The sequence below is a fragment of the Methylophilus sp. TWE2 genome (assembly GCF_001183865.1).
GTDB lineage: Bacteria > Pseudomonadota > Gammaproteobacteria > Burkholderiales > Methylophilaceae > Methylophilus.
Window position 1 is genome coordinate 1,160,046 of record NZ_CP012020.1, and the last position, 23,501, is coordinate 1,183,546.

The 23,501-nt window shown below is 49.8% G+C and carries 27 protein-coding genes; 14 read left to right on the forward strand and 13 right to left on the reverse strand.

The features are described from left to right. The first annotated feature begins 6 nt into the window (after positions 1 to 6). The 3 genes from nuoN (at position 7) to ACJ67_RS05625 (ending at position 2,384) form a co-directional block, all read left to right on the forward strand. Positions 7 to 1,452, forward strand: a complete 1,446-nt coding sequence (gene nuoN, locus ACJ67_RS05615; RefSeq protein ID WP_049638225.1) for an NADH-quinone oxidoreductase subunit NuoN — start codon at positions 7 to 9, stop codon at positions 1,450 to 1,452. A gap of 6 nt (positions 1,453 to 1,458) precedes the next feature. Continuing rightward, on the forward strand, positions 1,459 to 1,740 hold the full coding sequence (locus tag ACJ67_RS05620; protein WP_049638226.1) for a DUF2818 family protein: 282 nt from the start codon (positions 1,459 to 1,461) through the stop codon (positions 1,738 to 1,740). A gap of 110 nt (positions 1,741 to 1,850) precedes the next feature. Continuing rightward, positions 1,851 to 2,384, forward strand: coding sequence for a phosphatase PAP2 family protein (locus tag ACJ67_RS05625; protein ID WP_049638227.1), 534 nt, complete (start codon positions 1,851 to 1,853; stop codon positions 2,382 to 2,384). Positions 2,385 to 2,440: 56 nt separating this feature from the next. Here the strand turns inward: ACJ67_RS05625 and ACJ67_RS05630 are convergent, their stop codons facing one another. Continuing rightward, positions 2,441 to 2,695 carry a DUF2798 domain-containing protein gene (locus ACJ67_RS05630; protein ID WP_049638228.1) on the reverse strand — a complete coding sequence of 85 codons (255 nt, stop codon included), beginning with the start codon at positions 2,693 to 2,695 and terminating at the stop codon, positions 2,441 to 2,443. A gap of 116 nt (positions 2,696 to 2,811) precedes the next feature. Between ACJ67_RS05630 and ACJ67_RS05635 the strand changes: the two genes are divergently transcribed. The 3 genes from ACJ67_RS05635 to infA all read left to right on the forward strand — a co-directional run bounded on the left by ACJ67_RS05635 (position 2,812) and on the right by infA (position 4,490). After that, positions 2,812 to 3,744, forward strand: a complete 933-nt coding sequence (locus ACJ67_RS05635; protein ID WP_049638229.1) for a LysR family transcriptional regulator — start codon at positions 2,812 to 2,814, stop codon at positions 3,742 to 3,744. A 212-nt stretch (positions 3,745 to 3,956) separates the two neighbouring features. After that, a complete protein-coding gene (locus ACJ67_RS05640) occupies positions 3,957 to 4,163 on the forward strand; it encodes a cold-shock protein (RefSeq protein WP_018985697.1) in 207 nt (68 codons plus the stop codon). A gap of 90 nt (positions 4,164 to 4,253) precedes the next feature. Next, a complete protein-coding gene (infA, locus tag ACJ67_RS05645) occupies positions 4,254 to 4,490 on the forward strand; it encodes a translation initiation factor IF-1 (protein WP_018985695.1) in 237 nt (78 codons plus the stop codon). 486 nt (positions 4,491 to 4,976) lie between these two features. Here the strand turns inward: infA and ACJ67_RS05650 are convergent, their stop codons facing one another. From ACJ67_RS05650 to ACJ67_RS05665, 4 genes are all read right to left on the reverse strand, one after another. Beyond that, positions 4,977 to 5,225, reverse strand: a complete 249-nt coding sequence (locus tag ACJ67_RS05650; RefSeq protein WP_049638230.1) for a DUF2798 domain-containing protein — start codon at positions 5,223 to 5,225, stop codon at positions 4,977 to 4,979. Then, on the reverse strand, positions 5,219 to 5,962 hold the full coding sequence (locus ACJ67_RS05655) for an SDR family oxidoreductase (RefSeq protein ID WP_049638231.1): 744 nt from the start codon (positions 5,960 to 5,962) through the stop codon (positions 5,219 to 5,221). Before ACJ67_RS05655 ends, ACJ67_RS05650 begins: the two co-directional genes overlap by 7 nt. A 497-nt stretch (positions 5,963 to 6,459) precedes the next feature. Continuing rightward, complete coding sequence (locus ACJ67_RS05660) at positions 6,460 to 7,014, reverse strand: TetR/AcrR family transcriptional regulator (RefSeq protein ID WP_049638232.1); 555 nt, start codon at positions 7,012 to 7,014, stop codon at positions 6,460 to 6,462. 71 nt (positions 7,015 to 7,085) lie between these two features. Then, entirely contained in the window at positions 7,086 to 7,847 is a 762-nt protein-coding gene (locus ACJ67_RS05665) for a hypothetical protein (RefSeq protein WP_197080671.1), read from the reverse strand. Between the two features lie 184 nt (positions 7,848 to 8,031). On the opposite strand from ACJ67_RS05665, the gene ACJ67_RS05670 reads away from it, so the two are divergent. The 6 genes from ACJ67_RS05670 to ACJ67_RS05695 are packed head-to-tail and all read left to right on the forward strand — an operon-like array spanning position 8,032 to position 13,330. After that, positions 8,032 to 9,078, forward strand: coding sequence for a MoxR family ATPase (locus tag ACJ67_RS05670; protein WP_049638234.1), 1,047 nt, complete (start codon positions 8,032 to 8,034; stop codon positions 9,076 to 9,078). Next, entirely contained in the window at positions 9,075 to 9,935 is an 861-nt protein-coding gene (locus ACJ67_RS05675; protein WP_049638235.1) for a DUF58 domain-containing protein, read from the forward strand. The genes ACJ67_RS05670 and ACJ67_RS05675 overlap by 4 nt, the downstream gene beginning before the upstream one ends. Positions 9,936 to 9,964: 29 nt before the next feature. Further along, positions 9,965 to 10,873 (forward strand): hypothetical protein, encoded by a 909-nt coding sequence (locus tag ACJ67_RS05680; protein ID WP_049638236.1) that lies wholly within the window; start codon positions 9,965 to 9,967, stop codon positions 10,871 to 10,873. Next, positions 10,873 to 11,838 carry a VWA domain-containing protein gene (locus ACJ67_RS05685; protein WP_049638237.1) on the forward strand — a complete coding sequence of 322 codons (966 nt, stop codon included), beginning with the start codon at positions 10,873 to 10,875 and terminating at the stop codon, positions 11,836 to 11,838. The genes ACJ67_RS05680 and ACJ67_RS05685 overlap by 1 nt, the downstream gene beginning before the upstream one ends. Beyond that, complete coding sequence (locus tag ACJ67_RS05690; protein WP_049638238.1) at positions 11,838 to 12,374, forward strand: hypothetical protein; 537 nt, start codon at positions 11,838 to 11,840, stop codon at positions 12,372 to 12,374. The genes ACJ67_RS05685 and ACJ67_RS05690 overlap by 1 nt, the downstream gene beginning before the upstream one ends. Beyond that, positions 12,374 to 13,330 (forward strand): VWA domain-containing protein, encoded by a 957-nt coding sequence (locus ACJ67_RS05695; protein WP_049638239.1) that lies wholly within the window; start codon positions 12,374 to 12,376, stop codon positions 13,328 to 13,330. The genes ACJ67_RS05690 and ACJ67_RS05695 overlap by 1 nt, the downstream gene beginning before the upstream one ends. Positions 13,331 to 13,363: 33 nt before the next feature. Here the strand turns inward: ACJ67_RS05695 and ACJ67_RS05700 are convergent, their stop codons facing one another. Together ACJ67_RS05700 and ACJ67_RS05705 are read right to left on the reverse strand one after the other, a co-directional pair. Beyond that, a complete protein-coding gene (locus ACJ67_RS05700; protein WP_049638240.1) occupies positions 13,364 to 14,518 on the reverse strand; it encodes a metallophosphoesterase in 1,155 nt (384 codons plus the stop codon). A gap of 159 nt (positions 14,519 to 14,677) precedes the next feature. Beyond that, entirely contained in the window at positions 14,678 to 15,535 is an 858-nt protein-coding gene (locus ACJ67_RS05705; RefSeq protein ID WP_049638241.1) for a zinc dependent phospholipase C family protein, read from the reverse strand. 146 nt (positions 15,536 to 15,681) lie between these two features. Between ACJ67_RS05705 and ACJ67_RS05710 the strand changes: the two genes are divergently transcribed. Together ACJ67_RS05710 and ACJ67_RS05715 are read left to right on the forward strand one after the other, a co-directional pair. Next, positions 15,682 to 16,881, forward strand: coding sequence for a glycosyltransferase (locus ACJ67_RS05710; RefSeq protein ID WP_197080672.1), 1,200 nt, complete (start codon positions 15,682 to 15,684; stop codon positions 16,879 to 16,881). A 282-nt stretch (positions 16,882 to 17,163) separates the two neighbouring features. After that, positions 17,164 to 17,487: a DUF1330 domain-containing protein gene (locus ACJ67_RS05715; RefSeq protein WP_049638242.1), complete on the forward strand. Its 324-nt coding sequence runs from the start codon at positions 17,164 to 17,166 to the stop codon at positions 17,485 to 17,487. A 201-nt stretch (positions 17,488 to 17,688) separates the two neighbouring features. On the opposite strand, the gene pstB is transcribed toward ACJ67_RS05715, so the two are convergent. From pstB to ACJ67_RS05745, 6 genes are all read right to left on the reverse strand, one after another. Then, positions 17,689 to 18,468 (reverse strand): phosphate ABC transporter ATP-binding protein PstB, encoded by a 780-nt coding sequence (pstB, locus tag ACJ67_RS05720; RefSeq protein ID WP_049638243.1) that lies wholly within the window; start codon positions 18,466 to 18,468, stop codon positions 17,689 to 17,691. 25 nt (positions 18,469 to 18,493) lie between these two features. After that, positions 18,494 to 19,432 (reverse strand): phosphate ABC transporter permease PstA, encoded by a 939-nt coding sequence (pstA, locus tag ACJ67_RS05725; RefSeq protein ID WP_049638244.1) that lies wholly within the window; start codon positions 19,430 to 19,432, stop codon positions 18,494 to 18,496. 93 nt (positions 19,433 to 19,525) lie between these two features. Then, entirely contained in the window at positions 19,526 to 20,452 is a 927-nt protein-coding gene (pstC, locus tag ACJ67_RS05730) for a phosphate ABC transporter permease subunit PstC (protein WP_049638245.1), read from the reverse strand. A gap of 109 nt (positions 20,453 to 20,561) precedes the next feature. Beyond that, positions 20,562 to 21,557, reverse strand: a complete 996-nt coding sequence (locus ACJ67_RS05735) for a PstS family phosphate ABC transporter substrate-binding protein (RefSeq protein WP_049638246.1) — start codon at positions 21,555 to 21,557, stop codon at positions 20,562 to 20,564. Between the two features lie 124 nt (positions 21,558 to 21,681). Further along, entirely contained in the window at positions 21,682 to 22,683 is a 1,002-nt protein-coding gene (locus ACJ67_RS05740) for an inorganic phosphate transporter (RefSeq protein ID WP_049638247.1), read from the reverse strand. A 9-nt stretch (positions 22,684 to 22,692) separates the two neighbouring features. Then, the gene (locus ACJ67_RS05745; protein ID WP_049638248.1) at positions 22,693 to 23,349 is read right to left on the reverse strand and encodes a DUF47 domain-containing protein; all 657 of its coding nucleotides are present in this window, start codon (positions 23,347 to 23,349) and stop codon (positions 22,693 to 22,695) included. Between the last annotated feature and the right edge of the window lie 152 nt (positions 23,350 to 23,501).

The window sequence follows — 23,501 nt, forward strand, 5'->3', positions numbered from 1 at the left end:
TAAAAAATGGATAATATGCAATTCGATTTGCTCGCCCTGTTGCCGGAACTGGTTGTCCTCGGGATGGCTATGTTTATTTTGTTGCTGGATTTGTTTATCCTGCCTCAGAACCGTTCCATGATTTATGGCCTGAGCCAGTTCACGCTATTTGCTGCAGCCTTCTTTACCTTTAAAACCCATACTCCTGCGGTGGGCTTTGCCTTCTCGCACATGTTTATCGACGACACCTTGTCAGATGTCATCAAGCTGATGATGTATCTGAGTACATCGCTGATTCTGGTGTATACGCGTAAATACCTGCAAGACCGCAACCTCTACCGTGGCGAGTTCTATGCCATGGTGTTGTTTGGTTTGCTCGGGATGATGATTATGGTGTCAGGTCACAATCTGCTGACCATTTACATCGGCCTTGAATTATTGTCGCTTTGTTTGTATTCCCTGGTGGCATTTGATCGCGATAATCCAAAGGCGTCGGAATCTGCCATGAAATACTTTGTGTTAGGCGCACTGGCTTCCGGCATGCTGCTATATGGCATGAGTATGCTGTATGGCATGACGGGCAGCCTGGATGTGACTGATATTGCCAACAGGATTCTTCAGCAAAGCAAGAGTCCGGTGCTGATCATGGGCCTGGTATTTGTCGTGGCCGGTATCGCCTTCAAGTTTGGTGCAGTGCCTTTCCAGATGTGGGTGCCTGATGTCTACCAGGGCTCACCCACACCGATGACCTTGCTGATTGGTTCTGTGCCCAAACTGGCTGCTTATGCCATGACGGTACGCTTGCTTGTGCAAGGCTTGCATCCACTGGCGCTGGATTGGCAAGACATGCTGGTGCTGATGGCCGTGCTGTCGATTATTATCGGTAACTTTAGTGCCATTGTACAAACCAACCTCAAGCGCATGCTGGCTTATTCAACCATCTCGAATGTGGGCTTCATCATGTTTGGCATGATGAGTGCGAATGCGAATGGCTTTGCTTCCAGTTTCTTCTATATTGCCGCCTATGTACTGATGTCTATTTCAGGTTTTGGCATTATTCTGCTGTTAAGCCGCAAGGGATTTGAGGCGGATGAAATCAATGACCTGAAAGGCTTGAACCAGCGCCATCCATGGTATGCGTTCCTGATGCTGATTGTGATGTTCAGCATGGCTGGGATCCCGCCAACCGTGGGCTTTTATGCCAAGTTTACCGTGCTACAAGCGGCCTGGCAGGCAGGCTTTACCTGGCAAGTGGTATTGGCAGTTTTGATGGCGACCATAGGTGCTTTTTACTACCTCAATATTGTGCGCAAAATGTATTTTGATGAGGCTGTGGATCATGCGCCACTGACAGCGCCGCTTGATATGCGTTTTGTGCTCAGTGTGCAGACACTGGCCTTGTTGGGTCTTGGCTTGTTTCCGGAAATCCTGCTCAGTGTCTGTGGCCACAGTTTGCTGATCAGCCTGCAGTAATTCATCATGGCGACAAAATTACTGTTTTTGTTGATCATGCTGTTTATGGCAAATCTTGGCTGGGTCTCGGATAAGTGGCTGGGCCTGGTTGGCTCAGTCAGCCAGTTATGGCAGCGCTTTGTGGCATTGTTGCCGGCGTATTTTATTACGCTTGGCATCGCCTACCTGGTTGAACGCTTTGTGATGGGCCAGGTGTGGCCACAAGGATGGGAGTACTACAGCATCACATTGTGTATCTTCCTCGTGCTCTCGTTTCCGGGCTTTGTCTACCGTGTGCTATGGAAGTAAGCACACGTCATATTAACTTCATCAATCCTTCACGATAGTTTCAAGCATCATCGTCACACTATGCTTACCCAAAAAGCATAAGTCGGGGTCATCCCCGGAAAGGACGTGCGATGCTGAAACTACAACAAACACTGGGATGGGTGCAGTCGGTTGACAGCCGGCTGTGTGTCAAAGTCAGTCATACCGGGCAATATCGCCTGATTCGCCATTTTTTCCGCGCCATTTCACGTATGGGTGATGGCATGTTCTGGTACTTGCTGATGCTGGTGATTGCAGTGACGCAAGGCCAGCACGGCCTCTATGTCTGTTTGCATATGCTCACGGCAGGCCTCACGGGTACCTTGGTCTACAAATGGCTTAAACATCGTACCAGCCGTCCGCGACCATTCCAGGTTCGGCAGGACGTACTGTTAAGCGGGACGCCTCTGGATTATTTCAGCTTTCCCTCAGGGCACACCCTGCATGCCGTAGCATTTGGTATGGTAGCCTTACATTACTACCCGCAATTATTTCCTATCGTGTATCCCTTTGTGGTGTTGGTAGGTGTCTCGCGTGTGGTGTTGGGGTTGCATTATCCCAGTGATGTGCTCGCCGGTGCAGCGGTTGGTTATTTAATCGTCATGCTTTACACGCCGCTGTTTTAGGAGGACACTGAAATAACGGATGCCTAGGCATCCGTTTCTTATTTCTGAAGTGTCACTTAATGTCCGTCAACCAATCGCGTGACTAGATGCATTACGATAGGCCTGACGATCAATACGCAACAAAATGCGACGGGCATCGCCAGTGAATATGCGTGCAAGACACGTAATACGTAACCCGAATGTAAACCACTATTGGCGGCAACAATTACCATAGACATTAAAAATGCCATGATGCCCGCCATGAAGAAAGCAAATACATAAGCCGTATATTTTTTCGGGATCTTGCGGAAACTACTTTTTGTTTGATTCATCATGCTCTCCAGTCAATGCATGCACTATAAAACGATTCAAAAGCTTGGAGTAGTCTCTTGAATATTGAATCACTTTATAGATAAACTATCGAATAGTTGGTTATGATCGATAGTTAATGGATACTCTGAGAAGCATAGAAAGTTTTGTCAAAGCCGTCCAGGCAGGCAGTATTGCAGCCGGCGCAAGGCTGCAAGGGATTACTGCTGCTGCAGCCAGCCAGAACATCCAGCGACTGGAAAGATCGCTAGGCACGCGTTTGTTGATGCGAACAACCCGTAAACTGGCCATGACTGAAAGTGGTGAGCTTTATTATGCGGAAGTACAACCTATCATAGAGGCACTGGCCAAGGCACAATCTGTGATTACCGAGTTTCAAGGCCAGCCGCAGGGCCGCTTGCGGATAGGGTCATCGGTGGCCTTTGGCCGCCATGTACTTATGCCACTAATTCCTGCATTTACACGCACTTACCCAAAAGTTTCCATTGAGTTGGTGTTGTCTGATCATAGCTTGGATCATGTGACGGAAGATATCGATATCAGCATTCGTTTTAAGCAACAACTGGAACCAGGCCTGGTAGCCAGAAAAATTGCGACCGTCCCCGTATTGTTTTGCGCGGCGCCTGCCTATCTTCAACGAAAAGGTATTCCTCAGACACCAGAAGCCTTGTCAGGGCATGACTGCCTGCTGTTCCGCATCCCGGTGAATGGCCGTTTGCTCAGCTGGACATTTAACCGTAATGGCATGCTGTATGAGCCTGAAATCAAGCCTAGTATTATCTGTAATGATATTGATTCTTTACACCGGCTGGCCCTTGAAGGGGCGGGGATTGCGCGATTGGCTGCCTTTGTTGCCAATGGAGATATCGTAAAAGGATCGCTGGTCCCGCTGTTCCAGCCTTCTGCAGCATATCCCGATATGATGACCGCCGAGAGTTTGCCACTGGAGTTTTATGCATGCTTTCGCGACAAGCATGCAATCACCAATAAGGTCAGGGTATTTATGGATTATCTTGTGCGCGAGATACCTGCCTCATGGTCATCATTATGATGACTCCCGGCCTGTGATTGTTTGATTTTCGCCGGATGATTAAATAGTTGTTGCCAATATTCAATATTACGTGCATAGTACAACCTCACGACGTTCAAGTAGTGTTGTTGTTCTCCGGTTCTATCTTTTGGTTCTATCGTTACTTCTCGCCATCTTGATCCTCGTTTTTATGGGTTTTTGCCCGATTTTTTATTTTTATTCAAGGATTTATTATGGTGACAGGTTCTGTTAAATGGTTTAACGATTCTAAAGGTTTTGGTTTTATTACTCCGGATAACGGCGGCGAAGATTTGTTCGCACATTTTTCTGCAATTCAATCTGCAGGCTTCAAAACATTGAAAGAAAATCAGCGCGTAAGCTTTGAAGTAGCTACTGGTCCTAAAGGCAAGCAAGCTGCAAACATTCAAATTATTGAATAATTCAATGATTGTCCGCCGGGTTGCTTTTGAGCAACCTAACGGAAAAAGCCCGGCCAATCCGGGCTTTTTTATTGTTAAAAAGGATGCTGAATGGCAAAAGAAGAGTTAATTGAAATGCAAGGTGCAGTGACTGAGATTCTGCCAGATGCGCGTTATCGCGTGAAACTGGATAATGGTCATGAATTGATTGCTTATACCGGCGGCAAGATGCGTAAACACAAAATCCGTATCCTGGCTGGGGACAAAATCACCATTGAAATGTCGCCTTATGATATGGATAAAGGCCGCATTATTTTCCGTCACCTGGAGCCACGCAAGCCGTTCTGATGGCGCAGCGATGATTCGCTGACACTTAGCCAATCTTGCCGATGGTTTGTCACTGCGCTTGCAAGGCTCAGGGTTATTCAACCCTGATTCATCCAGTATTGAGAAAGCTTGAATACGCGCCCCTGAGCAGACGCGATAGACTGGCTTATATTTCCTCCTCTCCGCTTCAGTTCCAGTGTGGCTTTGGCACACCCTGTGCGCAGGCATCACTTTCTCTCAATAAGTAGGACACGTTTCTCAGCAGCATTGCCACATAAGGTAATCACGCTGTCCGGTGTTAACGGTAATTCATTCTACGACTTGCTGTAATAATCTTCGAAAGCAATGTGTTTTGATTTTCACAGAGTAATTGAGCGAGGAAATTAAAGTGACTGCTTGTGTGGGTGTCAAATAACTATATCTTCATGAATATAGTAAGCGCCACTGAACCCTCTATGACGAAACAACATTTTGAAATGCACCGCCGTGGTTCGGCAGGGCGGTGCTTTAGGCATTTTCTTTGATCAGCCACTCCGTCAAGCGCAGTAAAGCAGGCGCTAAAAGCAGAATGCTAATGAGGACGATAGGCCAGGCGATGCTGATACTAGTCAACCATTTCTCTAAAAAGTGAGCTGCTGGCACATGATTCAGAAGCAAAATAGATAAGGTGACAATGTTGACGGTCACCAGCGACATCAGCAGGGCGAACACTAGCTTACGTTTAAGTGCCACCCGTTTGTTTGCGCTGTTTACCATGGCAAGATTTGGTCTTCGTGGAAATAACCGCCTGTAGGGCCTTGTTCATCCAACGTGGCTAGTCTGATTGAAGTTTTCCAGCTATCGCTGATTTCCATTGGTGCATGCGGCCCACCCAGTTCGGTTTTTACCCAGCCAGGGTGTGCTGAATTGACTTTAATATTGCTGTCCTTCAAGGCATGCGCCAAATGGATGGTGAACATATTCAAAGCACTTTTTGATGCATTGTAGGCAAGGCCTTTGGCGACTTCGATCGGCGAGTTAGGTGTGCTATGCAGGGTTTGTGACCCCAGGATGCTGGACAGGTTGACGATACGGCCTGCGGGGGAACGTTGTAGTAATGGCAGTAATGCCTGAGTCAGGGCAATGACGGCAAAGAAGTTGGCCTCAAAGGTGGTTTTGAGTGTTTCTTGATCTACCGTCAAGCTGTTATTTTGCCCGATGAGTTCTTCTTTCAGGATGCCTGCGTTATTGACCAGGATATCCAGCTTGCCGTACCGGGATTCCAGCGTCTGGGCGACTTTTTGTGCGGCGTCAGCTAAGCTTGCATCGTACAGTACATAATCTGCATCGGCCCCCAGCGCCTTTAATTCTGCCACTGCCTGTTCACCTTTGAGCTGGTCACGCACACCAATCACCACCTTTATTCCCTGTTCTGCCAGTTTTTTGGCAGTTTCGAAACCAATCCCGCGGTTACCGCCTGTGATCAATGCAATGCGTTGTTGTAGGGCACTCATATATAACTCCTTTAATGATTAATTAAATACCATTTGGTAAATAAATAATAAAACAGCATTAGTGCGCTTGTCAATATATTTTTACCAAATGGTATTTAAATTAAAGTGACCGGAAAGAGTGATGATGACAACTGGTCATCTTTGTAAAAAAACGTGGGCGGTTAATAGCCTTTTCTCATGAAGCTACCAGAACAGGACATCTTGAGACAGGCTGCTCTTACGCTACTTGACTGCTTGCAGTTGCTGGTAACATGGAGACACGAGCGCAGTCAAACGAGCGATCATTAAAAGGATTCGTTGCCAACCAGGGTCATGATGATGGCAACGCTTCAGGCGTACTTGTGCAGGCAGTCACAAAGTCAAAAGTGTGATGTGCAAACGTGGCTAATCATTTCATTGCGCAGGCTTACACTCCTGGCAAATTCTGATAATTAAAGCACCATAGAATAAATAGTAAAGAAGGCACTGCCACCCCTTGGTGGGTGGCAGTGGTTGTATTAGAGGGCGTTATGCACCAGTGTCACGGCTGCGAGTTTTGCACGTGCGGCGGCACCAGTGTTGGGGGTGAGCCGCTCAACCAAAGCGGCACCTTCAAACAGGATGGTCAGTTGCTGGCCTAATGCTTCAGGATCTTTGGCACCGGCATGGCGGGCAATGCCACATAAATAGCGTTGTAATTCAGCAGAGAGTACCGCTGAGTATTGATTGATAGGATGTTCAGCCTCCGGAAACTCGACGGCTGCGATATGAAACGGCAGGCCACGAAATTCCGGCTGGCTGATCCATTGTTCCATCAATTCGCAAAGCAGCAGCAATAATTCTTGTGACTCGGCCTTTTTGGAGGCTAACTGGGCATTTAACCAGGCATAAAATTTGTCAGACTTGTCACGCAGGTAAGCTGTGATGAGCTGATTCTTGCTTGGGAAATGCTTGTACAGCGTTGCTTTCGCCACGCCAGCTTCCAGAATGATTGTATCTACGCCCGAGGCCTGTATCCCTCTGCTGTCAAACAGGCTACTCGCTATATTCAGTATTTTGTCTCGCATGTTCATTGCTTATCCTTTTATCCCGACTTTCAGTGATCCCGATTTCAGGGTTCCCGATCTTTTAGTATGTACTTTGCTTATTCACTAGAGATACGATCCCGCCCTTGTGGCCGCATCAGTTCTTGCGGGTAAAGGCAGCTAACATAGCCTAGCGCTTGCCGTAACGGTTCCACCTGGTCTGTATCGACCTTGCCTTCTGTCACAAACAGGATGAAGGCGCGACGCTGTACTTCAGGCAGCATGGCTGCCTGCGGCAGTTGGCAGCTGCCATTTTGCATTTTCTGGTAGGCTAGGTTGAGCAGGCTCAGCGTGACAGGATCAGCGGTACCCACATTCTGGCTGAGCGGGCTCTCCAAAGGCTCAGCTTCCAACGGTTTTTGCTTCATTGGGGCAAAAGTCATCCACATCACACACAAACTCACTAGCAGGCCAAATGACAGCGAGCGGTAAAAAACAGGCGGCGCCAGCTGGCTATGCACGGACTGGTCAAACAGTTGCCAGGCCTTACTGCTGCCTGTTTGCGACTGTACCTGTATGGCACCTACCGCCAGGAAAAACCATTGATCCAGCAGGGCAGGGGGCAACTTGGCCATGGACCGTTGTTGCGCAGTTTCCAGCATCTGGCGGATAGTGGAAATATCCTGCACATTGAGAGCACTCGCGCCCGTTTGTTGAATCCGCTGCATATTCCAGCCGAGAAATTCATCACGCAGCCTGTAAAAAGGCGCATGCTTACCCCATTGTTTAAACCCCAGCTTCCATAAGCCGTGCGTGGCATAAGCCTTGCACATGCGGCCGTATCGCTGTCTGGTCTGATTCACGATCGTTAATAGATTCACGCCGATAACCCCTAAAATCCTCTTGCTTTTTTTTCAATGGCTGCAGTAGACTAGAAAGAAGTGAACAGACCTGTCTGCATATTAGCGTGGCTTCACGCAAATTGCAACCAGTGGATGTCACACTGTTTTCCAAAAGCTACTCTGGCATCATAGCTCCGGCTGAATTTGTTAACAAGGGATTACCATGACATCTGTCTCCATTGCAACACAACTGGCGGACTGGCGCGCTCATGCGCTCACGCTTGAAAATGAAGTGAAAAAGGTCGTTGTTGGCCAGGACAAGGCCATCCGCGCCATTAATATTGCTATTTTCGCCCGCGGTCATGTGCTGCTTGAAGGTGGCGTGGGCGTGGGTAAAACAACCTTGTTGCAATCCATCGCCCGGGGCCTGGGTGGCGCGTATGAGCGTATCGAAGGCACGGTGGATTTAATGCCAAATGACTTGATTTATCATACTTTCCTCGGTGAAGATGGTCGTCCGAAAGTGGATGAGGGGCCTTTGCTCAGGGCGGGTGAACAGCTCTCGGTCTTTTTCTTTAACGAGATCAACCGTGCACGCCCGCAAGTACATGCCTTGATGTTGCGCGTGATGGCAGAACGTCATGTGCATGCCTTCAAAAAAGAATACCGTTTGCCACATATGCTGGTATTTGCTGACCGTAACCAGGTCGAGAAAAATGAAACTTTTGAAATCCCATCGGCTGCCCGTGACCGCTTTATGATGGAAATCCCGATTGAGATTCCTGACGACAGGAATCTGCGCAAGGCGCTGATGTTTGATGTGAAGTTCCAGCATGCTGAACGCCTGACGCAGCAGGTCCAGAGTGGCGTACTGGCTTACGACCAGCTCAATGCGTTCTCCGATGTGTTGCAAAACCACATCAGTGCGAGTGATGTCCTGGAAGATTACGCGCTGGATTTATGGCAGGCCACGCAATCCCCGGCGGCGTTTGGCATCCAGCTCGACAGCGTGGATGTCAACCGCCTGATTCATACCGGTGCCAGCCCGCGCGGCATGGGCATGTTGCTTAAAGCGGCGCGTGTACACGCCTGGCTGATGGAGCGAGACAGCCTGTACCCTGAAGATATTCATGCGGTATTTCATGAGATCATCGCGCACCGCCTGGTGTTGAATCCCATGTTTGAGAGCCGCCGTACCGAGTTGTCACGTGAACTGACCAATCAGATCCTGGCGACAGTCAGTGTGCCGCCTAAGGCGAAAGCAGCATGATTCCGGCTAACGCGCAGCCGTTTTTTTACCAGGTACCCTGGCGATCCGGTAGTGTGCATTCCGGGGAGCACTTGGGTATACAGCGTGGCCCTGGCGATGAATTCAGCAAGCATGTGTCGCTGGTGGATTACCCGGATGCCAGGCGCCTGGATTTGCGTCAGACTTTGCGTGACCCTTATGAACAGGTACAAGTGCGCGTGTTCAAGCAAGAAGCCTCGACGCCGCTGTATGCCGTATGTGATTTATCCAGCTCGATGCAGTTTCAGGGACAGGCCAGCAAGCTCGAGACCGTGCAGGCCGTGGCAGCTTCGATTGCCTGCTCTGCGCATGAAAACAGCGACCTCTTTGGCATGGTGAGTTATGACCATGCCGTGATTCCCCACCTGAGCCAGGCACCTGGTCATCATGCGCATCAGTCTTTTGACACCATTGCCCAGCTGGCCGGATTTCGTAACACGCACAAGGATAGTCAGGGCATAGTAGAAGCCACCGGATGGTTGGGGCAGCAAAAAGGCCTGGTGTTCTGGATATCGGATTTTCATTTTTCACTGAGTTTAATCGAGCGCGGACTCAACGGCATGTCGAATCACCAGGTGATCCCGGTGGTGTTATGGGATCCGCAGGAGTACCAGCGCTTGCCACGCTTTGGGTTTGGCAATTTGCAGGATCCGGAAACAGGCCTGCAAAGAACCATCTTTTTCCGCCAGGCGATCCGTAACCAGTTTGCCGAACAGTTTGAACAACGCAAACAGGCACTCGATCAATTGTTTGCACGCTTTGATATCCGGCCTTTGTATGTTGCTGGCCATTTTGAGGCTGGCTTGCTGTCGGATTATTTTGAACAACTTATTCACTAGAGTCCCATAGTGAAACCGAAAGTATCGTGATGAAACAGATTTTTTTAGGGTGGTTGGCCGTGTGCCTGATTGCAATGCCAGCATTCGCCGAGACGCAGGTGACAAAAACGCAGCCCGTAGGGGTCAAGGTATTGAGTGTGCAGAACCCTGCTACTTATGCGGGTATACAACTGGGTGATGTATTGCAGCGCACAGTCAGGCTCTCGGTCTCTGGGCAGGACCAGCTCAACGAAAATGATCTGCCTTTGAAGGGGTTGCAACGGCACGGCGTAGAGCTCAGGCAGGTTCAGGTCAGCAACGAGTCACAGGCGGGTGAAAAGAGGTATACATTGGTATTTGAATACCAGGTGTTTGCCAGCAGCGGCAAACCGGTGCAGTTGCAATTGCCTGCCGAGCGTATTGTATTTAATAGTGGGGCCTTCGCCGAAATACCCGCGTGGCGTTTCTGGCTGATGTCGCAATTGCCGGATCGTTTGCAGCCAGCTCAACCTACCGTGATTGCGCAATACCATCCGCTGTTGAAGAAAACAGACATGATACAGCGCTGGCTGGCAGTGAGCCTGTTGCTGGCAGTGGTGGGTAGCCTTGTCCTGCTTTACCGGAATGCCGATTGGCGCTGGTTGCCGATAATGAATGGCGATTTTGCACGCGCTTATCGCCAACTCAAGCGTTTGCCAGCCACCTCAGATGGCCAGAAACAGGCAGCGCTGGTCATGCAGCAGGCGTTTAACGATCGCTTTGGACAACAAATGCTGGCCAGCCACGTGCCAGCGTTTGTAGCAGAACAGCCGGTGTTTCAGCCGCTGGAATCGCAAATAAAAACCTTTTTTGTGCAGTCAAATGCAGTGTTGTATGGCGGCCAGTTACCGACTGCTGAGTATTTGCAGCAATGCAAGACACTCGCACGCCAGTTACGTTACTGTGAACGGAGGGTGTGATGCATTGGTTACACCCTTGGTTTTTGCTGTTACTCCCTGTGGCAGCCGTTCCTTTCCTGCTGAAAAGCCGGCATGCGCAAGCCTATTCTTGGCTGGAGATGGTGCCTGACGATCCATTTTCTGAGCGTATCCATTTAATGGTAAAAGCCGCGACGGCCTTATTGCTATTGTGCCTGGTGCTGGCGCTGGCGAGCCCGCAAGGCGATAGCCATGAGGAACAGAAAGTTGGTAAGGGTGCACAAAGCGTGTTTGTGATTGATCGTAGTGTCAGTATGGATCACCCGTTTGCCGGGCAAGCAACAGGCGGCCATGCAGCAGAAATCAAGTCAGCTGCGGCCAGGCGCCTGATTACCGCATTTATCGATTCGCGGCCAGATGACATGATGGGCGTGGTTGGTTTCACCAACTCAGCTTTATATGGCATGAAAATCACGACCAACCGTGATGGTATTCATGCGGCTATTCAGGCCGCGACCGGACCGGCACTCAACCAGACCAATATTGGCGCGGGCATTACCAACGCTGTCACCTTGTTTGAAAACATTCCAAGTACCGGATCGCGGGCGATTGTATTGTTGTCGGACGGCGCCGGTAAATTAAGCCCACGCGTCAAATACCAGATCCGTAAACAGCTGGTGGGTAAGAAACTGAATTTGTATTGGATTGTGCTGCGTGAGCCGGATGACATCAGTATTTTTAATGGCAATCAATATGACGATGACCACTTGCCTGAAGCGATTGCGCTGGATCGATTTTTTCAATCTCTCAATATCAAGTACAAGGCATTTGAGGCGGATAACGCAACCGCGCTGGAATCTGCTTTGCGCGAAATTGATGCCAAGGAAAAGAATGTGATCCAGTATGGGGTCATCATTCCTGGCCATGACTACGCCAAAGACCTGATCGTCGTCGCTTTGTTGCTAGGGTTGGGTCTGATATTTATTAAACAGATAAAGGTGTACTAATGACAGTTTATCAAAAACATGCCAATTGGTTTTGGGGCAGTATGACATTCATCGGGATTGTCGGAACGCTCTATTCTGGTTGGCAGCTGCATATGCTGCGTGACTTAAATCACCAGATTCGCACCGGTCAAGTCATCAAGGAGGGCGCGGAACCCTACTTGCAGAAGTTTACGGCCGCTTATGATCAGGGCCAGCATGGCGATTACAAGCATGCGGTGCAAACTTATGGTCAGGCGCTGGAGTTGGCCCCGCCCGCTGCAGAGTTGCCGCATATCCATTTCAATATTGGCAATAACCTGTTTTTGTCTGGCCTGGTGCGTACGATTAATGAAGATGGCACCTTCCAGGATGAAGCAAGGTATGCCTTTACCCAGGCCAAAATTTCCTACGAGCAAGCGTTGCGTTTGCAGCCTGATGACAAGGCCGCTAAATTCAACCTGGCCTTGCTGCATTCGGTGATGGCACGCGGTATGCAGGCCGCCAGCAAAGATCAGTCGCATATGGAACTCAGTAACTTGCCGATAGGATTGCCATAATGAAGTGGATGACATGGTTAAAGCAACGCTACGAACCGGTATGCTATGGGCTTGCCTTGGTGTTGTTGCTTCTTGCCTTGGTGAAACCGGAGATCCAGCTCAGACAACAGGTGCAGCATTATTTGCTGATTGCCGATATTTCACAAAGCATGAACGCTGAAGATGAAAGCCTGAACCAGAAGGCGGTCAGCCGTTTGGCCTATAGCCAGTATTTGATGAAACAGCTGGTGCACAAATCACCCTGCGGGACGTATTTCAGCCTGGGGATTTTTGCCTCGGATAATATCGCCATGCTGCAAACGCCGCTGGAAGTCTGCAAAAACCTGGACGTGATCAGTGATGGCATCGATCACCTGGAATGGCGCATGGCATGGAAAGGTAACAGCCGCCTGAGTTTTGCCGTGCATGCAGCCACGCATGTATACGACGCGCTTAACCAGCCAGCACAGATGCTGTTTTTTACCGATGGTGACGAAGCGCCTCGCGTGAATGTCACCATCAAACAGGACCTGAGTGGTGTGCAGATTGGTGAGTTTTTCACCTTTATTGGCGTTGGCGGCCCACAAAAAATAGCAATTCCACGCTATAACTCAGCGAATAAACCGGTGGGGTATTGGCCGGTCAGCGACAATAACAATGCAGGTGCGGTTGGCGTGACTTATGCCGATCCTAGCCAGGACGAACCTGACCCACCTGTCGCCTACGCCGAGTATGACCGCATGCTATCGCAACTGGAAGAGGACTACCTGAAATCGCTGGCTGGTGAGTTTAAGGGTAGCTACCTCAAAGGGGCAGACACTGAAGCGTTTTACCGCACGCTGTCAGACAAACCACGCACAGCCAGTTTTGTCACGGATTATCCGTTGCGCGCCATTTATCTGGTGGCGGCCTTGTTGTTGATCCTGGCGACTTATGTGCCGGATATCCGTTTCCGTCGGCTGGCTGAAGAAGCTTAAATGCCTAGTTTCTGGCAGAGTCGCAACGCTAGATTAATCGAGTGGGACCAGGGTTAAACACGTAATCTCTGAGGGGGCGCCGAAGCGGATAGGTGGCCCCCAGTAACCTGTGCCGCGGCTGACATACACCCATAGGTCTTGCAGTTTATGCAGGCCAGCCACATAAGGTTGCTGCAGCGGCACAAAGTATTTCCACGGCCAGAACTGGCCGCCGTGGGTATGGCCTGAGAGTTGCAGGTCGAATCCGGCAGATTCAGCCGCCTCTGCGCTGCGGGGTTGATGCGCCAGCAGGATTTTGGGCGCATCATTGGGTGCGCCAGCAATGGCTGCGCGCGGATCACTCTGGTGATCATCGTAAAAACTGCCTGCGCTATAGTCCGTCACCCCGGCTACCACTAAAGTGGCGCCATCATGGGCAAGTTGTACATGCTCATTCAGCAGCACACGCACACCCAGTCGGTCCAGTTCGCGTATCCAGTCGAGCGCTCCCGAGTAGTATTCATGATTGCCGGTGACAAAAAAACTACCGTGACGCGCGGTCAGTTCGGCCAGTGGTTTGGTGTGTGACGACAATTCGTGTACACGGCCATCGACCAGGTCTCCGGTAATGGCGACCAGATCGGCTTCCAGCGAATTGACCTCTTGCACAATGCGCGATAAATAACCTTGCTTGATGGTAGGCCCAACGTGAATATCGCTGATTTGCACAATACGGAAGCCATGCAGGCTTTGCGGCAGGTTGCGCAGTGGTACGGTCACATTCACTACCTTCGCCAGTTTGCGTGCCTGAATAAATCCAGCCACGGTGATCATCAACGTTGCGCCAAGCACCATCAGAGCAGTATTTTTTTCAAGTACGGCGAAATCAATAGTCATGAACTGCATGGCATGCAGGCCCGCCACCAGCAGTAACAATACATCACGTAAAACAGTGAATACCAGCAGCGATGAAAACAGGCCCATGACGGTCATCGCTACCCAGCTGACCGTATCCCTTAACCATGCGTTGCGGAAGCCTCGTGCCAGCAAGGCGACGGGCTGTAAAAGCGCCGATAAGGCCAGTAATGCCCACCCTGACCAATAGATGGCTGGTGGCCATGGCATCTGGTTAAGCAAGCGGGCGCCGATGTAATAATGCAAAAGACCTACCAGCGAGGTGCTGATGATTAAAAAGCGAAGAGGGCGCATATTCTTTTTATCCAGGGGGCGGGCTATCGCCCGGTGATGTCTGTTAGATGGAGACAATGCCCGAAGATTCAAGTTTGCTTGAGAGAACGATGAGGTTGCGCAAGATTGGATAGCTCATGGGTGTCGCGCCCGGCAAGCAAGTTTTACGCGGCACAAAGACTAGCAGTCTGGCTGGTTAAACCATTGGTGCTGATACTGTTCAAAAGCACTGATGGCGCGCGTCGGCCGCAGACGCGCATCTTGCAGGCATTTCCGGCGCCAGTCGTCCAGTTGCTCCATGCCCAGGTTGATATGTTCGGCATGCAAGGATGGAAAGTTGCCATTGATCAGCTGAGGCAAGTCATGCAGCGCCAAGGTGACCTGGTCACGGTAATAAGCCAGTTTGTGTTCAAACTCGTTATCCAGCCTGCGGTAACGGTGCAGCAGGTATTGCGGAATGCGCGACAGGCGCAGGGCCTGATCGGCCCCGGCCAGCCTTGAAACCGCTTTGTGCACAATATTGGCCTCGCATTGCCAGGCGGGCGACAGCGTCTCGACAATCGTTTTACGGTGTATGCGCAACAGTTTGCCTGGTGCAAGCATGTCAGGCTGATGCAAATAGGCATCCATGGCCCATTCGGCAGCGGCGTGTGTGAGTACGCTGTGATGCCGCCATTTGGCTTCAAAGGTTGGGACAAAATGCTGGTGGGCAACCACGTCGGTGAGCAGGTGGATGTTATAACCGATGCCCAGCGCCAATTGGCGTTCATTTTTGGTCTGCAACAACTGCTGGCCCATGCCCCAGCCGTGGCTATGGCTAAATGTCCGCGACACCACTGCCAGGTCTGGCAGGCAAGCCCCCGCCATGACCAAGGTCGGATATCGCCGCATCACCCCCAGCCAGGGCAAAGGCAATAGCGGCAGTGCTTGTAGCCACTGGTGGGTATAAGCGACATGTGAATACAATCCCCAGGCATGTGCCTCACTGGGCAATGCCAGGACCAATAACAGTATGATCATCATTGTGCGAAGTGACATGTACGCACTTTGCAGGTGTTAAATGACAGTCAGATGAAGTCTGTATGACGTTGATGTGAAAGCCTTTTTCGTCACAAAAGCATCACGGAAGCTTGTTAAGCTATGTCAGTATTGTTAACACGGAACCCGGCATTACGGAACATGGCATGAAAATTTTGATGATTTCAGATGTGTACTTCCCCCGCGTCAATGGTGTTTCCACTAGCATCCGCACCTTTGCAGAAAGCTTGCGTGAACAGGGACATGTCGTACACCTGATCGCCCCTTTATATCCTGCGCAAGAAGGCCAGCCACTGACTGCTGATGAAAGCTGGATCACGCGCATAGATGCACGCAAGATAGTGTTCGATCCCGAAGACTATTTGATGAAATGGTCTGCCTTGATGGCCTATGTGGATAGCCTGCACCCTGGCGATTATGACCTGGTACATATCCACACCCCTTTTATTGCCCATTATGCCGGACTCAAAATTGCCAAACGGTTGCAGGTGCCTGCCATGGAAACCTACCACACGTTTTTTGAAGATTACATGCATCATTATTTGCCCTGGGTGCCACGCAAATGGGCGGTGCGTATTGCACAAACCGTTTCCCGCAAGCAATGCCAGCAGGTAGATACCGTGGTATCGCCCTCGGCCCAAATGAAAGATGTCTTACAACAGTATGGCGTGACAACACCCATCACGGTGATTCCTACAGGGCTTGATGCTTCACGCTTTGTGACAGGCGATGGCGCGGCTTTTCGTGAGAAATATGGTATTCCGCCACAGCGTCCTTTGTTGTTGTTTGTGGGGCGCGTGGCGCATGAAAAAAATATCCAGTTCCTGCTCGAAATGTTATCACTGGTGATTCAGGATCATCCTGAAGTACTGCTGGTGATTACGGGAGAAGGCCCGGCCGAAGGCATGCTCAAGAAAATGGCGCGCGATAACGGTTTGCAATCGCATGTCATCTTCCTCGGTTATCTGGATCGTGCCGTGGGCCTCAATGCGGCTTATCAGGCCGCTGATATTTTTGTGTTTGCTTCCAAAAGCGAAACCCAAGGCCTGGTCTTGCTCGAAGCCATGGCGCAAGCCACGCCCGTGGTGGCAATTGCCGAGCTTGGCACGGCGTCGATTTTGCGCCAGGGCCAGGGGGCGCTCATCGCACAAGATGATGAGGTACATTTTGCCGAGCAGGTACAAACCCTGCTGATAGACCATCAACTGCGTGATCGCGTCGGCAAACAAGGCAGGCGCTATGTCGAACAGGTCTGGTCCAGTGATGCCCAAGCAAACAAGCTCCAGGCTTGTTATGAGCGGTTAATGTTGACCCATATGCCAATGGCCGCATCAGCAGTTGCCTGATTTCCCTTGATTCCTCAGTAAAATCTTGAATTTTTACCGGGAGGCTTGACGCCTCCGGGCTTGCCCGCCAAGATAAGGCAAGACTTGCGCTCATGCAGGTTGCCGTGAAGGCTATACATCAGCCACAGGTAAAGCGCTCAAGTGGGCCAAATTGATGCGCTTGAAGTCTATGCAGCAGCCTGGAAGCAGAGAATTGTCCAGCCGCTTCCAATAAATACTGGTCAAAAATCTACTAATATAGAGATCTAATAAAATTAAAAGTTTACCGATGAAGGAGTGAAAATGGCAGCGTTTCTAATTGCAGATGTTCTAGTTAAAAATGATGAATGGGTGCCTGAATATGCAAAGCATGTTCACCTGATTGCTGAAAAACATGGTGGGAAGTATTTAAGTCGCAGTGCCAATATTGATGTGCTTGAGGGTAAGCCATTGGAAAACACATTGATTGCGTTGATCCAGTTTCCGAACAAAGAAGCAGCAGTCGCGTTTGCGAATGATCCAGAATACGCCCCTTACTCCAAAGCTAGACAAGAGGGTACAGAAAGCCGTTTTCAGCTGATAGATGACACAGATGTTGCAGGTAGCATCCCTTATCTTCCTAAATAAAGCCGGTTAAAAACGAGTAACCGGACCAGTTGGTATTTAGATTGGTAGTTGCACACTGGTTGAAATCGCAATATCAATTTTAGCTGAGATTATCCAGACAAGAACATCGCAAAGGCTAAAGATAAAAGGTCAAAGATAATAAGTGATATGCATATAAAAAAACGCCACATAATTCGTGGCGTTTTTTTTAAGACAATTAGATTAACCAAACTTGCCGGTAATGTAATCTTCGGTTTCTTTACGGCCCGGATTGGTAAAAATTTTGTCGGTGTCATCGTACTCAATTAATTCACCCAAGTACATATAAGCAGTGTAATCAGACACACGCGCGGCTTGCTGCATGTTGTGGGTGACGACGAGGATGGTCAGTTTGCTGCGCAGTTCTACCATTAACTCTTCGATATTGGCCGTGGCAATCGGGTCCAACGCAGAGGTTGGCTCGTCAAACAGCATAATTTCTGGGTCGGTTGCCAGTGCGCGGGCAATACACAACCGTTGTTGCTGGCCGCCAGAGAGGTTAAATGCCAGGTCGTGCAGACGATCTTTGACTTCGTTCCATAAAGCCGCGCCTTTCAGCGCTTCTTCAACCTTGTCATCCATGATGCGTTTGTTGTTTTCACCACGTACGCGTAAACCGTAAGCCACGTTTTCATAGATGGACTTTGGAAACGGGTTAGGTTTCTGGAACACCATGCTGATGCGCATACGTACTTCAATCGGGTCTACGCCAGTATCCAGCACATTGGTGTTGTCAGGATGCATCACAATTTGGCCCTGATATTTGTTGCCTGGGTACAGGTCATGCATACGGTTAAAGCAGCGCAGGAAAGTAGATTTTCCGCAGCCAGAAGGGCCGATCAGTGCCGTGATCTTGTTTTCATACAAGGGCATGGAAATGCCTTTGAGGGCACGGGCGCCGTTGCTGTAGAAGAAGTTTAAATCGCGAGCTTCGGCTTTTATTGCAGTTGTGACAGTGGCCATGGAGTTTCCTAAATCTTGTGTGGCATTACCATTTAATATTTTTACGAATTTTGTAGCGTAACCAGATCGCTGTGCCGTTCATTAACAGCGTAACGATGATAATGAGGGCGCCGGTGGCCGCCGCATTGACATGAAAGGCATGGTCAGGGCGGGACAACCAGTTAAACATCTGGATTGGCATCACGGTAAACCCGGATGACAACCATTCAAAGTTGAGGAAGGGTGGCTCAGTTGTAATCGGGCTGGGTGGCAAAAAGGCGATAAACGTCAATGCGCCAATAGTGATGATAGGTGCGGTTTCACCCAGGGCACGTGCCATACCGATAATAATACCTGTCAGTATGCCGCCGTAAGAGTATTTGAACACGTGGTCATACACCACTTGCCATTTGGTTGCGCCGACGCCATAAGCCGCTTCGCGAATAGAGACCGGAATGGCGCGGATGGCTTCACGGGTCGATACAATCACAATCGGCAAAATGAGCAGACCTAAGGTTAAACCTGCAGTCAGTATGCTCTGGCCGAAATCCAGCATATACACGAACAAGCCTAACGCCAGCAAACCGTAAATGATGGAAGGTACGCCAGCCAAGTTGGAGACGTTGATTTCAATCAGGTCAGTAAACCAGTTTTTTGGGGCATATTCTTCAAGGTACAACCCTGCGGCAACGCCAACAGGCACCGCAGTCAGGAAGGTCACCGCCATCACGAGCAAAGAGCCTACCCAGGCTGACAGCAAACCAGCACGACCTGCGCGGCGCGAAGGGAATTCAGTCAGAAAATCGATATTGAATTTTGGGTAACCATCAGCAATCAGTTGCCAAAACAGCAACATCAGCGTGACAAGTCCAAACATCAGGCACAGCAGACCAATTGCCGCAAACAGTGTGTCATTGCGCTTGTGGCGTTTGATCATGGCACGTACGTCGGCCAGGTTTTCGAGGACAGAAGCTTTATGTTCCATGTGTGTTGTTTCCAATGACCGGCAGTCAAGCTACCAGCAGTCTAGGGTGGTTATATGTCAGTATTGAGACAAATCGACAACTTTGATCAGTCTTTAGTAGCTTTCACGGTATTTTTTACGGACCCAGTGGCCAACAATATTGAATGACAAGGTCATCGCCATTAATACCAGGCCTGCGGCAAAAATACTTTGGTAACCGATGCTACCGTGCGGCAAGTCACCCATCGCCACTTGTACGATATATGCGGTGATGGTGGCTGCGCTTTCCAACGGATTAAAGGTCAGGTTGGGTTGCTGACCAGCAGCAATCGCGACCACCATGGTTTCACCTACGGCACGTGAAATCGCCAGGATATACGCCGCGACAATCCCTGAAACAGCGGCCGGGGTCACCACTTTAATCGCCGTCTGAAAGCGGGTAGCGCCCATGGCGTAAGAACCTTCGCGCATACTCATTGGCACAGCACGCATGGCATCCTCAGACATGGAGGCGATGTATGGAATAATCATGATGCCCATCACAATGCCCGCACTAAGCATATTGAAACTAGGCAGCTCTGGGTAAAGGGTTTGCAGCAATGGAGTGACAAAAAACAATGCAAAGTAACCAAAGACCACTGTTGGTACGCCAACGAGTAATTCCAGAATAGGTTTGACTGTTTCTCGGGTTTTGTGTGAAGCGAATTCCGACAGGAAAATCGCTGCAATGGTGCCAATCGGCACAGCGACTGCCAGTGCAATCGCAGAGGTTGTCAACGTCCCTGAAACCAACGGCATGATGCCGTAATGTGCATCTTCAAATAGTGGTGTCCATTGAGTATCTGTGAAAAAGTCTACGACGGAAACCGTTTTGAAAAAGCTCAGCGATTCATACAACAATACCCCGACAATGGCAAAAGTGGTTGCCACGGCCACCAAGGCTGCCAACATCAGTATCAGTTCAATCATCCGTTCTTTCACATTCCGGCGAATATTTTTCGCCAGTCTGGGGCTGATGGTCAGTTGCGCAGGTGCTTGCATTGCTTGGGTCGCCATAGTGTTTATTTGTCAGGGAGGAATTTTAGCGGATTATCCGCAGTTCAGGCCGAATCACCACTAAAAAAGGGGCATCGCTGCCCCTTTTTCATGATTACTTGATTCGGGACAACAAGTCGGTGATCTTGATGCCGACTTCTGAGGTACCGTTGAAGCCCGTGCCCGGTTTCATGGCTTTGAAGTGCTCTTTTACTGCAGTGTAATCTGCTTTTGGCAGTGGCACGTATTTCACTTCCTTAACCAGTTCTGGCGCGTTTTCCAGGTAGTAATTCACAAACGCTTTCACTTCTGGCTTGAAAGCAGCCGCGGTAGCGTTGACGTAAATGAACAGAGGGCGGGAGAGCGGTTGATAGGTACCATCCATCACCGTCGCTTCGGATGGCAACACTGGTTTTGCACCTTCTTTAGCAACGATAGGGACCGCTTTCAGCTTGTCAGTATTTTCCAGGTAGTATGCCAGGCCGAAGTAAGCCAAGCCACCTGCGTTGCCTGATACACCTTGTACCAGTACGTTATCATCTTCAGAAGGAGTGTAGTCTGTACGGCTGGACTTGGCTTTGCCGTTCACCGCTTCGGTAAAGTAGTCAAAGGTACCAGAGGCAGTCCCTGGACCATACAGGTTTAATGGTTTATCTGGATAAGTGGCATTCACTTCTTTCCAGTTTTTAACTTTTGAGCCTGGCTCCCAGATTTTTTTCAATTCGGCGACGGTAATCTGTTTTACCCAGTCATTTTTACCGTTCACGACAACGGTCAAGGCATCGTAAGCGATAGGCAGTTCAATGAACTGTACGCCGCCTTCTTTACATGCATCCATTTCTTTCTGAGAGATAGGGCGGGAAGCATCAGAAATATCCGTCTCGCCACGGCAGAATTTCTTAAAGCCGCCGCCAGTCCCGGATTCACCAACAGTCACTTTCACGCCTTTGGCACGTTGAAACTCTTCTGCCACAGCTTCGGTAATAGGGTAAACCGTACTGGAGCCATCGATCTTGATGATTTTGTCCGCAGCCGCTGCGGTATGCGCAAAGGTGAATGCCTGAGCGATCAGGGCGGCCATCAAAGTGTTGCGGAACAAACTGGTTTTCATCTATACACTCCTGTGTTTGGTGTTGACTGTTGTGATGCACGAAATCATAAAAACTTAATGTGACAGAAATGTGACAAAAAAGAAAAAAGGCGCATGCTGCGCCTCTTTTAACCTTACTTCTGCCTTACAAAACACTTTCACCAATATGGTAGGCAATCGCCGCCATGATCGCGGCACAGGGAATGGTCAATACCCAGGCCCAGACAATACGTGAGGCCAGGCCCCAGCGCACAGCGGTCATGCGGCGTGACAAGCCCACCCCGACAATGGCGCCTGTAATGGTATGTGTGGTCGAGACCGGAATACCCAGGCTGGTGGCGAGGAACAAGGCAATGGAACCTGAAGTCTGAGCCGCAAAACCACCTGTCGGGCGAATTTTGGTTATACCCATACCCATGGTGCGCACAATGCGCCAGCCACCAAACAGGGTGCCAAGGCCCATGGCCAACTGGCAGGAGATGACCACCCAGAATGGGACATGGAAATCGCCTTGCAGGTAACCATTGGCAAATAATAATACAGTGATGATCCCCATGGTTTTTTGCGCATCGTTGGCGCCATGGCCCAGGCTGAACAATGAAGAGGAAATAAACTGCAGTTTGTTAAAGCGGCTCTCAATTTTATAAGGTGAGGATTTCTGGAAAGCCCACATAATGCCGATGGATAATAGCAGTGCCAGCATCATGCCAAATAAAGGTGAGAGGATAATCGCGATGCCGGTACTGATGAGTTTGCCGCCTAAAATCACCCCCTTGGTGCCTGAGTGTGCCATGCCAGCACCAATCAGGCCGCCGATCAAGGCATGAGAAGACGAGGAGGGGATGCCGAACCACCAGGTGATGACGTTCCAGGCAATCGCGCCAAAAAGAGCACCAAACACAACTGTGTTGTTGACGATATTAGGATCAATAATGCCTTTACCTACGGTGTCGGCCACATGCAGGCCAAAAAACAGGAAAGCGACAAAGTTAAAAAAGGCGGCCCAGATCACAGCGGCCTGCGGGGTTAATAGACGGGTAGAAACCATGAGCGCAATCGAGTTAGCGGCATCGTGGAACCCGTTCATAAAGTCGAAAATCAGGGCGACGAAAACAAGCACCGCCATGACGATTATCACATGATCCATGACGAGTCCTTAGATGCGTTCCAATACCACGCCGTGAATCACGTCGGCCACGTCTTCACAGCTATCAACGGCCTCCTCAAACAGGTCATACAATTGTTTGGAGCGAATCAATGTGCGCGCATCATGGTCTTCTTCAAACAGTCTGTGCATGCCAGAACGCATGATATGGTCGGCTTCCCCTTCAATCGTGCTGATTTCTTCACAGGTACGCAAAATACGCTCTGCATTTTTCATGTCAGACAGCATGTGTACTGCGTCTTTTACTTTTTCGGCAGCACGTAACAGGATTTGGGCCAGTGCGACCATTTCAGGAGTGAATTTTGAGTGACCATAAATCTCGGCGCTTTGTGGAATCGCTTCCATGTAGTCGATGATGTCGTCGAGTGCCATGGCCAGTTCACGGATCTCGCGGCGGTCAAATGGGGTAATAAAGGTTTTGTGCAGGGAGAGCAGGATTTCCTTGGTGTACTCGTCTGCTTCAGATTCAATTTTGCGGATTTCTGCAAAATGCTTCTGAAAATCAGCCTGGTCTACAACGGCTGCCATTAGGGCCAGCACTTTGGAACCACGTACAGCACAATCTGCCAAACGGTTAAACAGCACAAAATAGTTGTCGTTTCTGGGGCTGATTGCAGCCATGATGCGGCCAAAAGTGGCATTCGCCATTGAGAACTCCCTAATCGCTTCAAAGTTTTGTGACGGCAATTTTACTATTTTGTGACATGTTTTGTGACAAAAATATGAATTCTTTACTTGGACTGCCCTCGAACGTGGTTCTAAATCCCTTCTCCAGCTGCGGTATAATGCTGGCTTTTACA

What these genes read in the sequence shown, in the direction of transcription:
- ACJ67_RS05655 (WP_049638231.1), bottom strand. Translation starts at nt 5,962, where the DNA reads ATGAGTGCCCTACAACAACGCATTGCATTGATCACAGGCGGTAACCGC.
- ACJ67_RS05680 (WP_049638236.1), top strand. Translation starts at nt 9,965, where the DNA reads ATGAAACAGATTTTTTTAGGGTGGTTGGCCGTGTGCCTGATTGCAATG.
- infA (WP_018985695.1), top strand. Translation starts at nt 4,254, where the DNA reads ATGGCAAAAGAAGAGTTAATTGAAATGCAAGGTGCAGTGACTGAGATT.
- pstA (WP_049638244.1), bottom strand. Translation starts at nt 19,432, where the DNA reads ATGGAACATAAAGCTTCTGTCCTCGAAAACCTGGCCGACGTACGTGCC.
- ACJ67_RS05650 (WP_049638230.1), bottom strand. Translation starts at nt 5,225, where the DNA reads ATGGTAAACAGCGCAAACAAACGGGTGGCACTTAAACGTAAGCTAGTG.
- ACJ67_RS05670 (WP_049638234.1), top strand. Translation starts at nt 8,032, where the DNA reads ATGACATCTGTCTCCATTGCAACACAACTGGCGGACTGGCGCGCTCAT.
- ACJ67_RS05640 (WP_018985697.1), top strand. Translation starts at nt 3,957, where the DNA reads ATGGTGACAGGTTCTGTTAAATGGTTTAACGATTCTAAAGGTTTTGGT.
- ACJ67_RS05740 (WP_049638247.1), bottom strand. Translation starts at nt 22,683, where the DNA reads ATGGATCATGTGATAATCGTCATGGCGGTGCTTGTTTTCGTCGCCCTG.
- ACJ67_RS05695 (WP_049638239.1), top strand. Translation starts at nt 12,374, where the DNA reads ATGAAGTGGATGACATGGTTAAAGCAACGCTACGAACCGGTATGCTAT.
- pstB (WP_049638243.1), bottom strand. Translation starts at nt 18,468, where the DNA reads ATGGCCACTGTCACAACTGCAATAAAAGCCGAAGCTCGCGATTTAAAC.
- ACJ67_RS05700 (WP_049638240.1), bottom strand. Translation starts at nt 14,518, where the DNA reads ATGCGCCCTCTTCGCTTTTTAATCATCAGCACCTCGCTGGTAGGTCTT.
- ACJ67_RS05745 (WP_049638248.1), bottom strand. Translation starts at nt 23,349, where the DNA reads ATGGCGAATGCCACTTTTGGCCGCATCATGGCTGCAATCAGCCCCAGA.
- ACJ67_RS05620 (WP_049638226.1), top strand. Translation starts at nt 1,459, where the DNA reads ATGGCGACAAAATTACTGTTTTTGTTGATCATGCTGTTTATGGCAAAT.
- ACJ67_RS05685 (WP_049638237.1), top strand. Translation starts at nt 10,873, where the DNA reads ATGCATTGGTTACACCCTTGGTTTTTGCTGTTACTCCCTGTGGCAGCC.
- ACJ67_RS05710 (WP_197080672.1), top strand. Translation starts at nt 15,682, where the DNA reads ATGAAAATTTTGATGATTTCAGATGTGTACTTCCCCCGCGTCAATGGT.
- ACJ67_RS05690 (WP_049638238.1), top strand. Translation starts at nt 11,838, where the DNA reads ATGACAGTTTATCAAAAACATGCCAATTGGTTTTGGGGCAGTATGACA.
- ACJ67_RS05635 (WP_049638229.1), top strand. Translation starts at nt 2,812, where the DNA reads ATGGATACTCTGAGAAGCATAGAAAGTTTTGTCAAAGCCGTCCAGGCA.
- ACJ67_RS05675 (WP_049638235.1), top strand. Translation starts at nt 9,075, where the DNA reads ATGATTCCGGCTAACGCGCAGCCGTTTTTTTACCAGGTACCCTGGCGA.
- ACJ67_RS05715 (WP_049638242.1), top strand. Translation starts at nt 17,164, where the DNA reads ATGGCAGCGTTTCTAATTGCAGATGTTCTAGTTAAAAATGATGAATGG.
- ACJ67_RS05735 (WP_049638246.1), bottom strand. Translation starts at nt 21,557, where the DNA reads ATGAAAACCAGTTTGTTCCGCAACACTTTGATGGCCGCCCTGATCGCT.
- pstC (WP_049638245.1), bottom strand. Translation starts at nt 20,452, where the DNA reads ATGCAAGCACCTGCGCAACTGACCATCAGCCCCAGACTGGCGAAAAAT.
- ACJ67_RS05705 (WP_049638241.1), bottom strand. Translation starts at nt 15,535, where the DNA reads ATGTCACTTCGCACAATGATGATCATACTGTTATTGGTCCTGGCATTG.
- ACJ67_RS05625 (WP_049638227.1), top strand. Translation starts at nt 1,851, where the DNA reads ATGCTGAAACTACAACAAACACTGGGATGGGTGCAGTCGGTTGACAGC.
- nuoN (WP_049638225.1), top strand. Translation starts at nt 7, where the DNA reads ATGGATAATATGCAATTCGATTTGCTCGCCCTGTTGCCGGAACTGGTT.
- ACJ67_RS05660 (WP_049638232.1), bottom strand. Translation starts at nt 7,014, where the DNA reads ATGAACATGCGAGACAAAATACTGAATATAGCGAGTAGCCTGTTTGAC.
- ACJ67_RS05630 (WP_049638228.1), bottom strand. Translation starts at nt 2,695, where the DNA reads ATGAATCAAACAAAAAGTAGTTTCCGCAAGATCCCGAAAAAATATACG.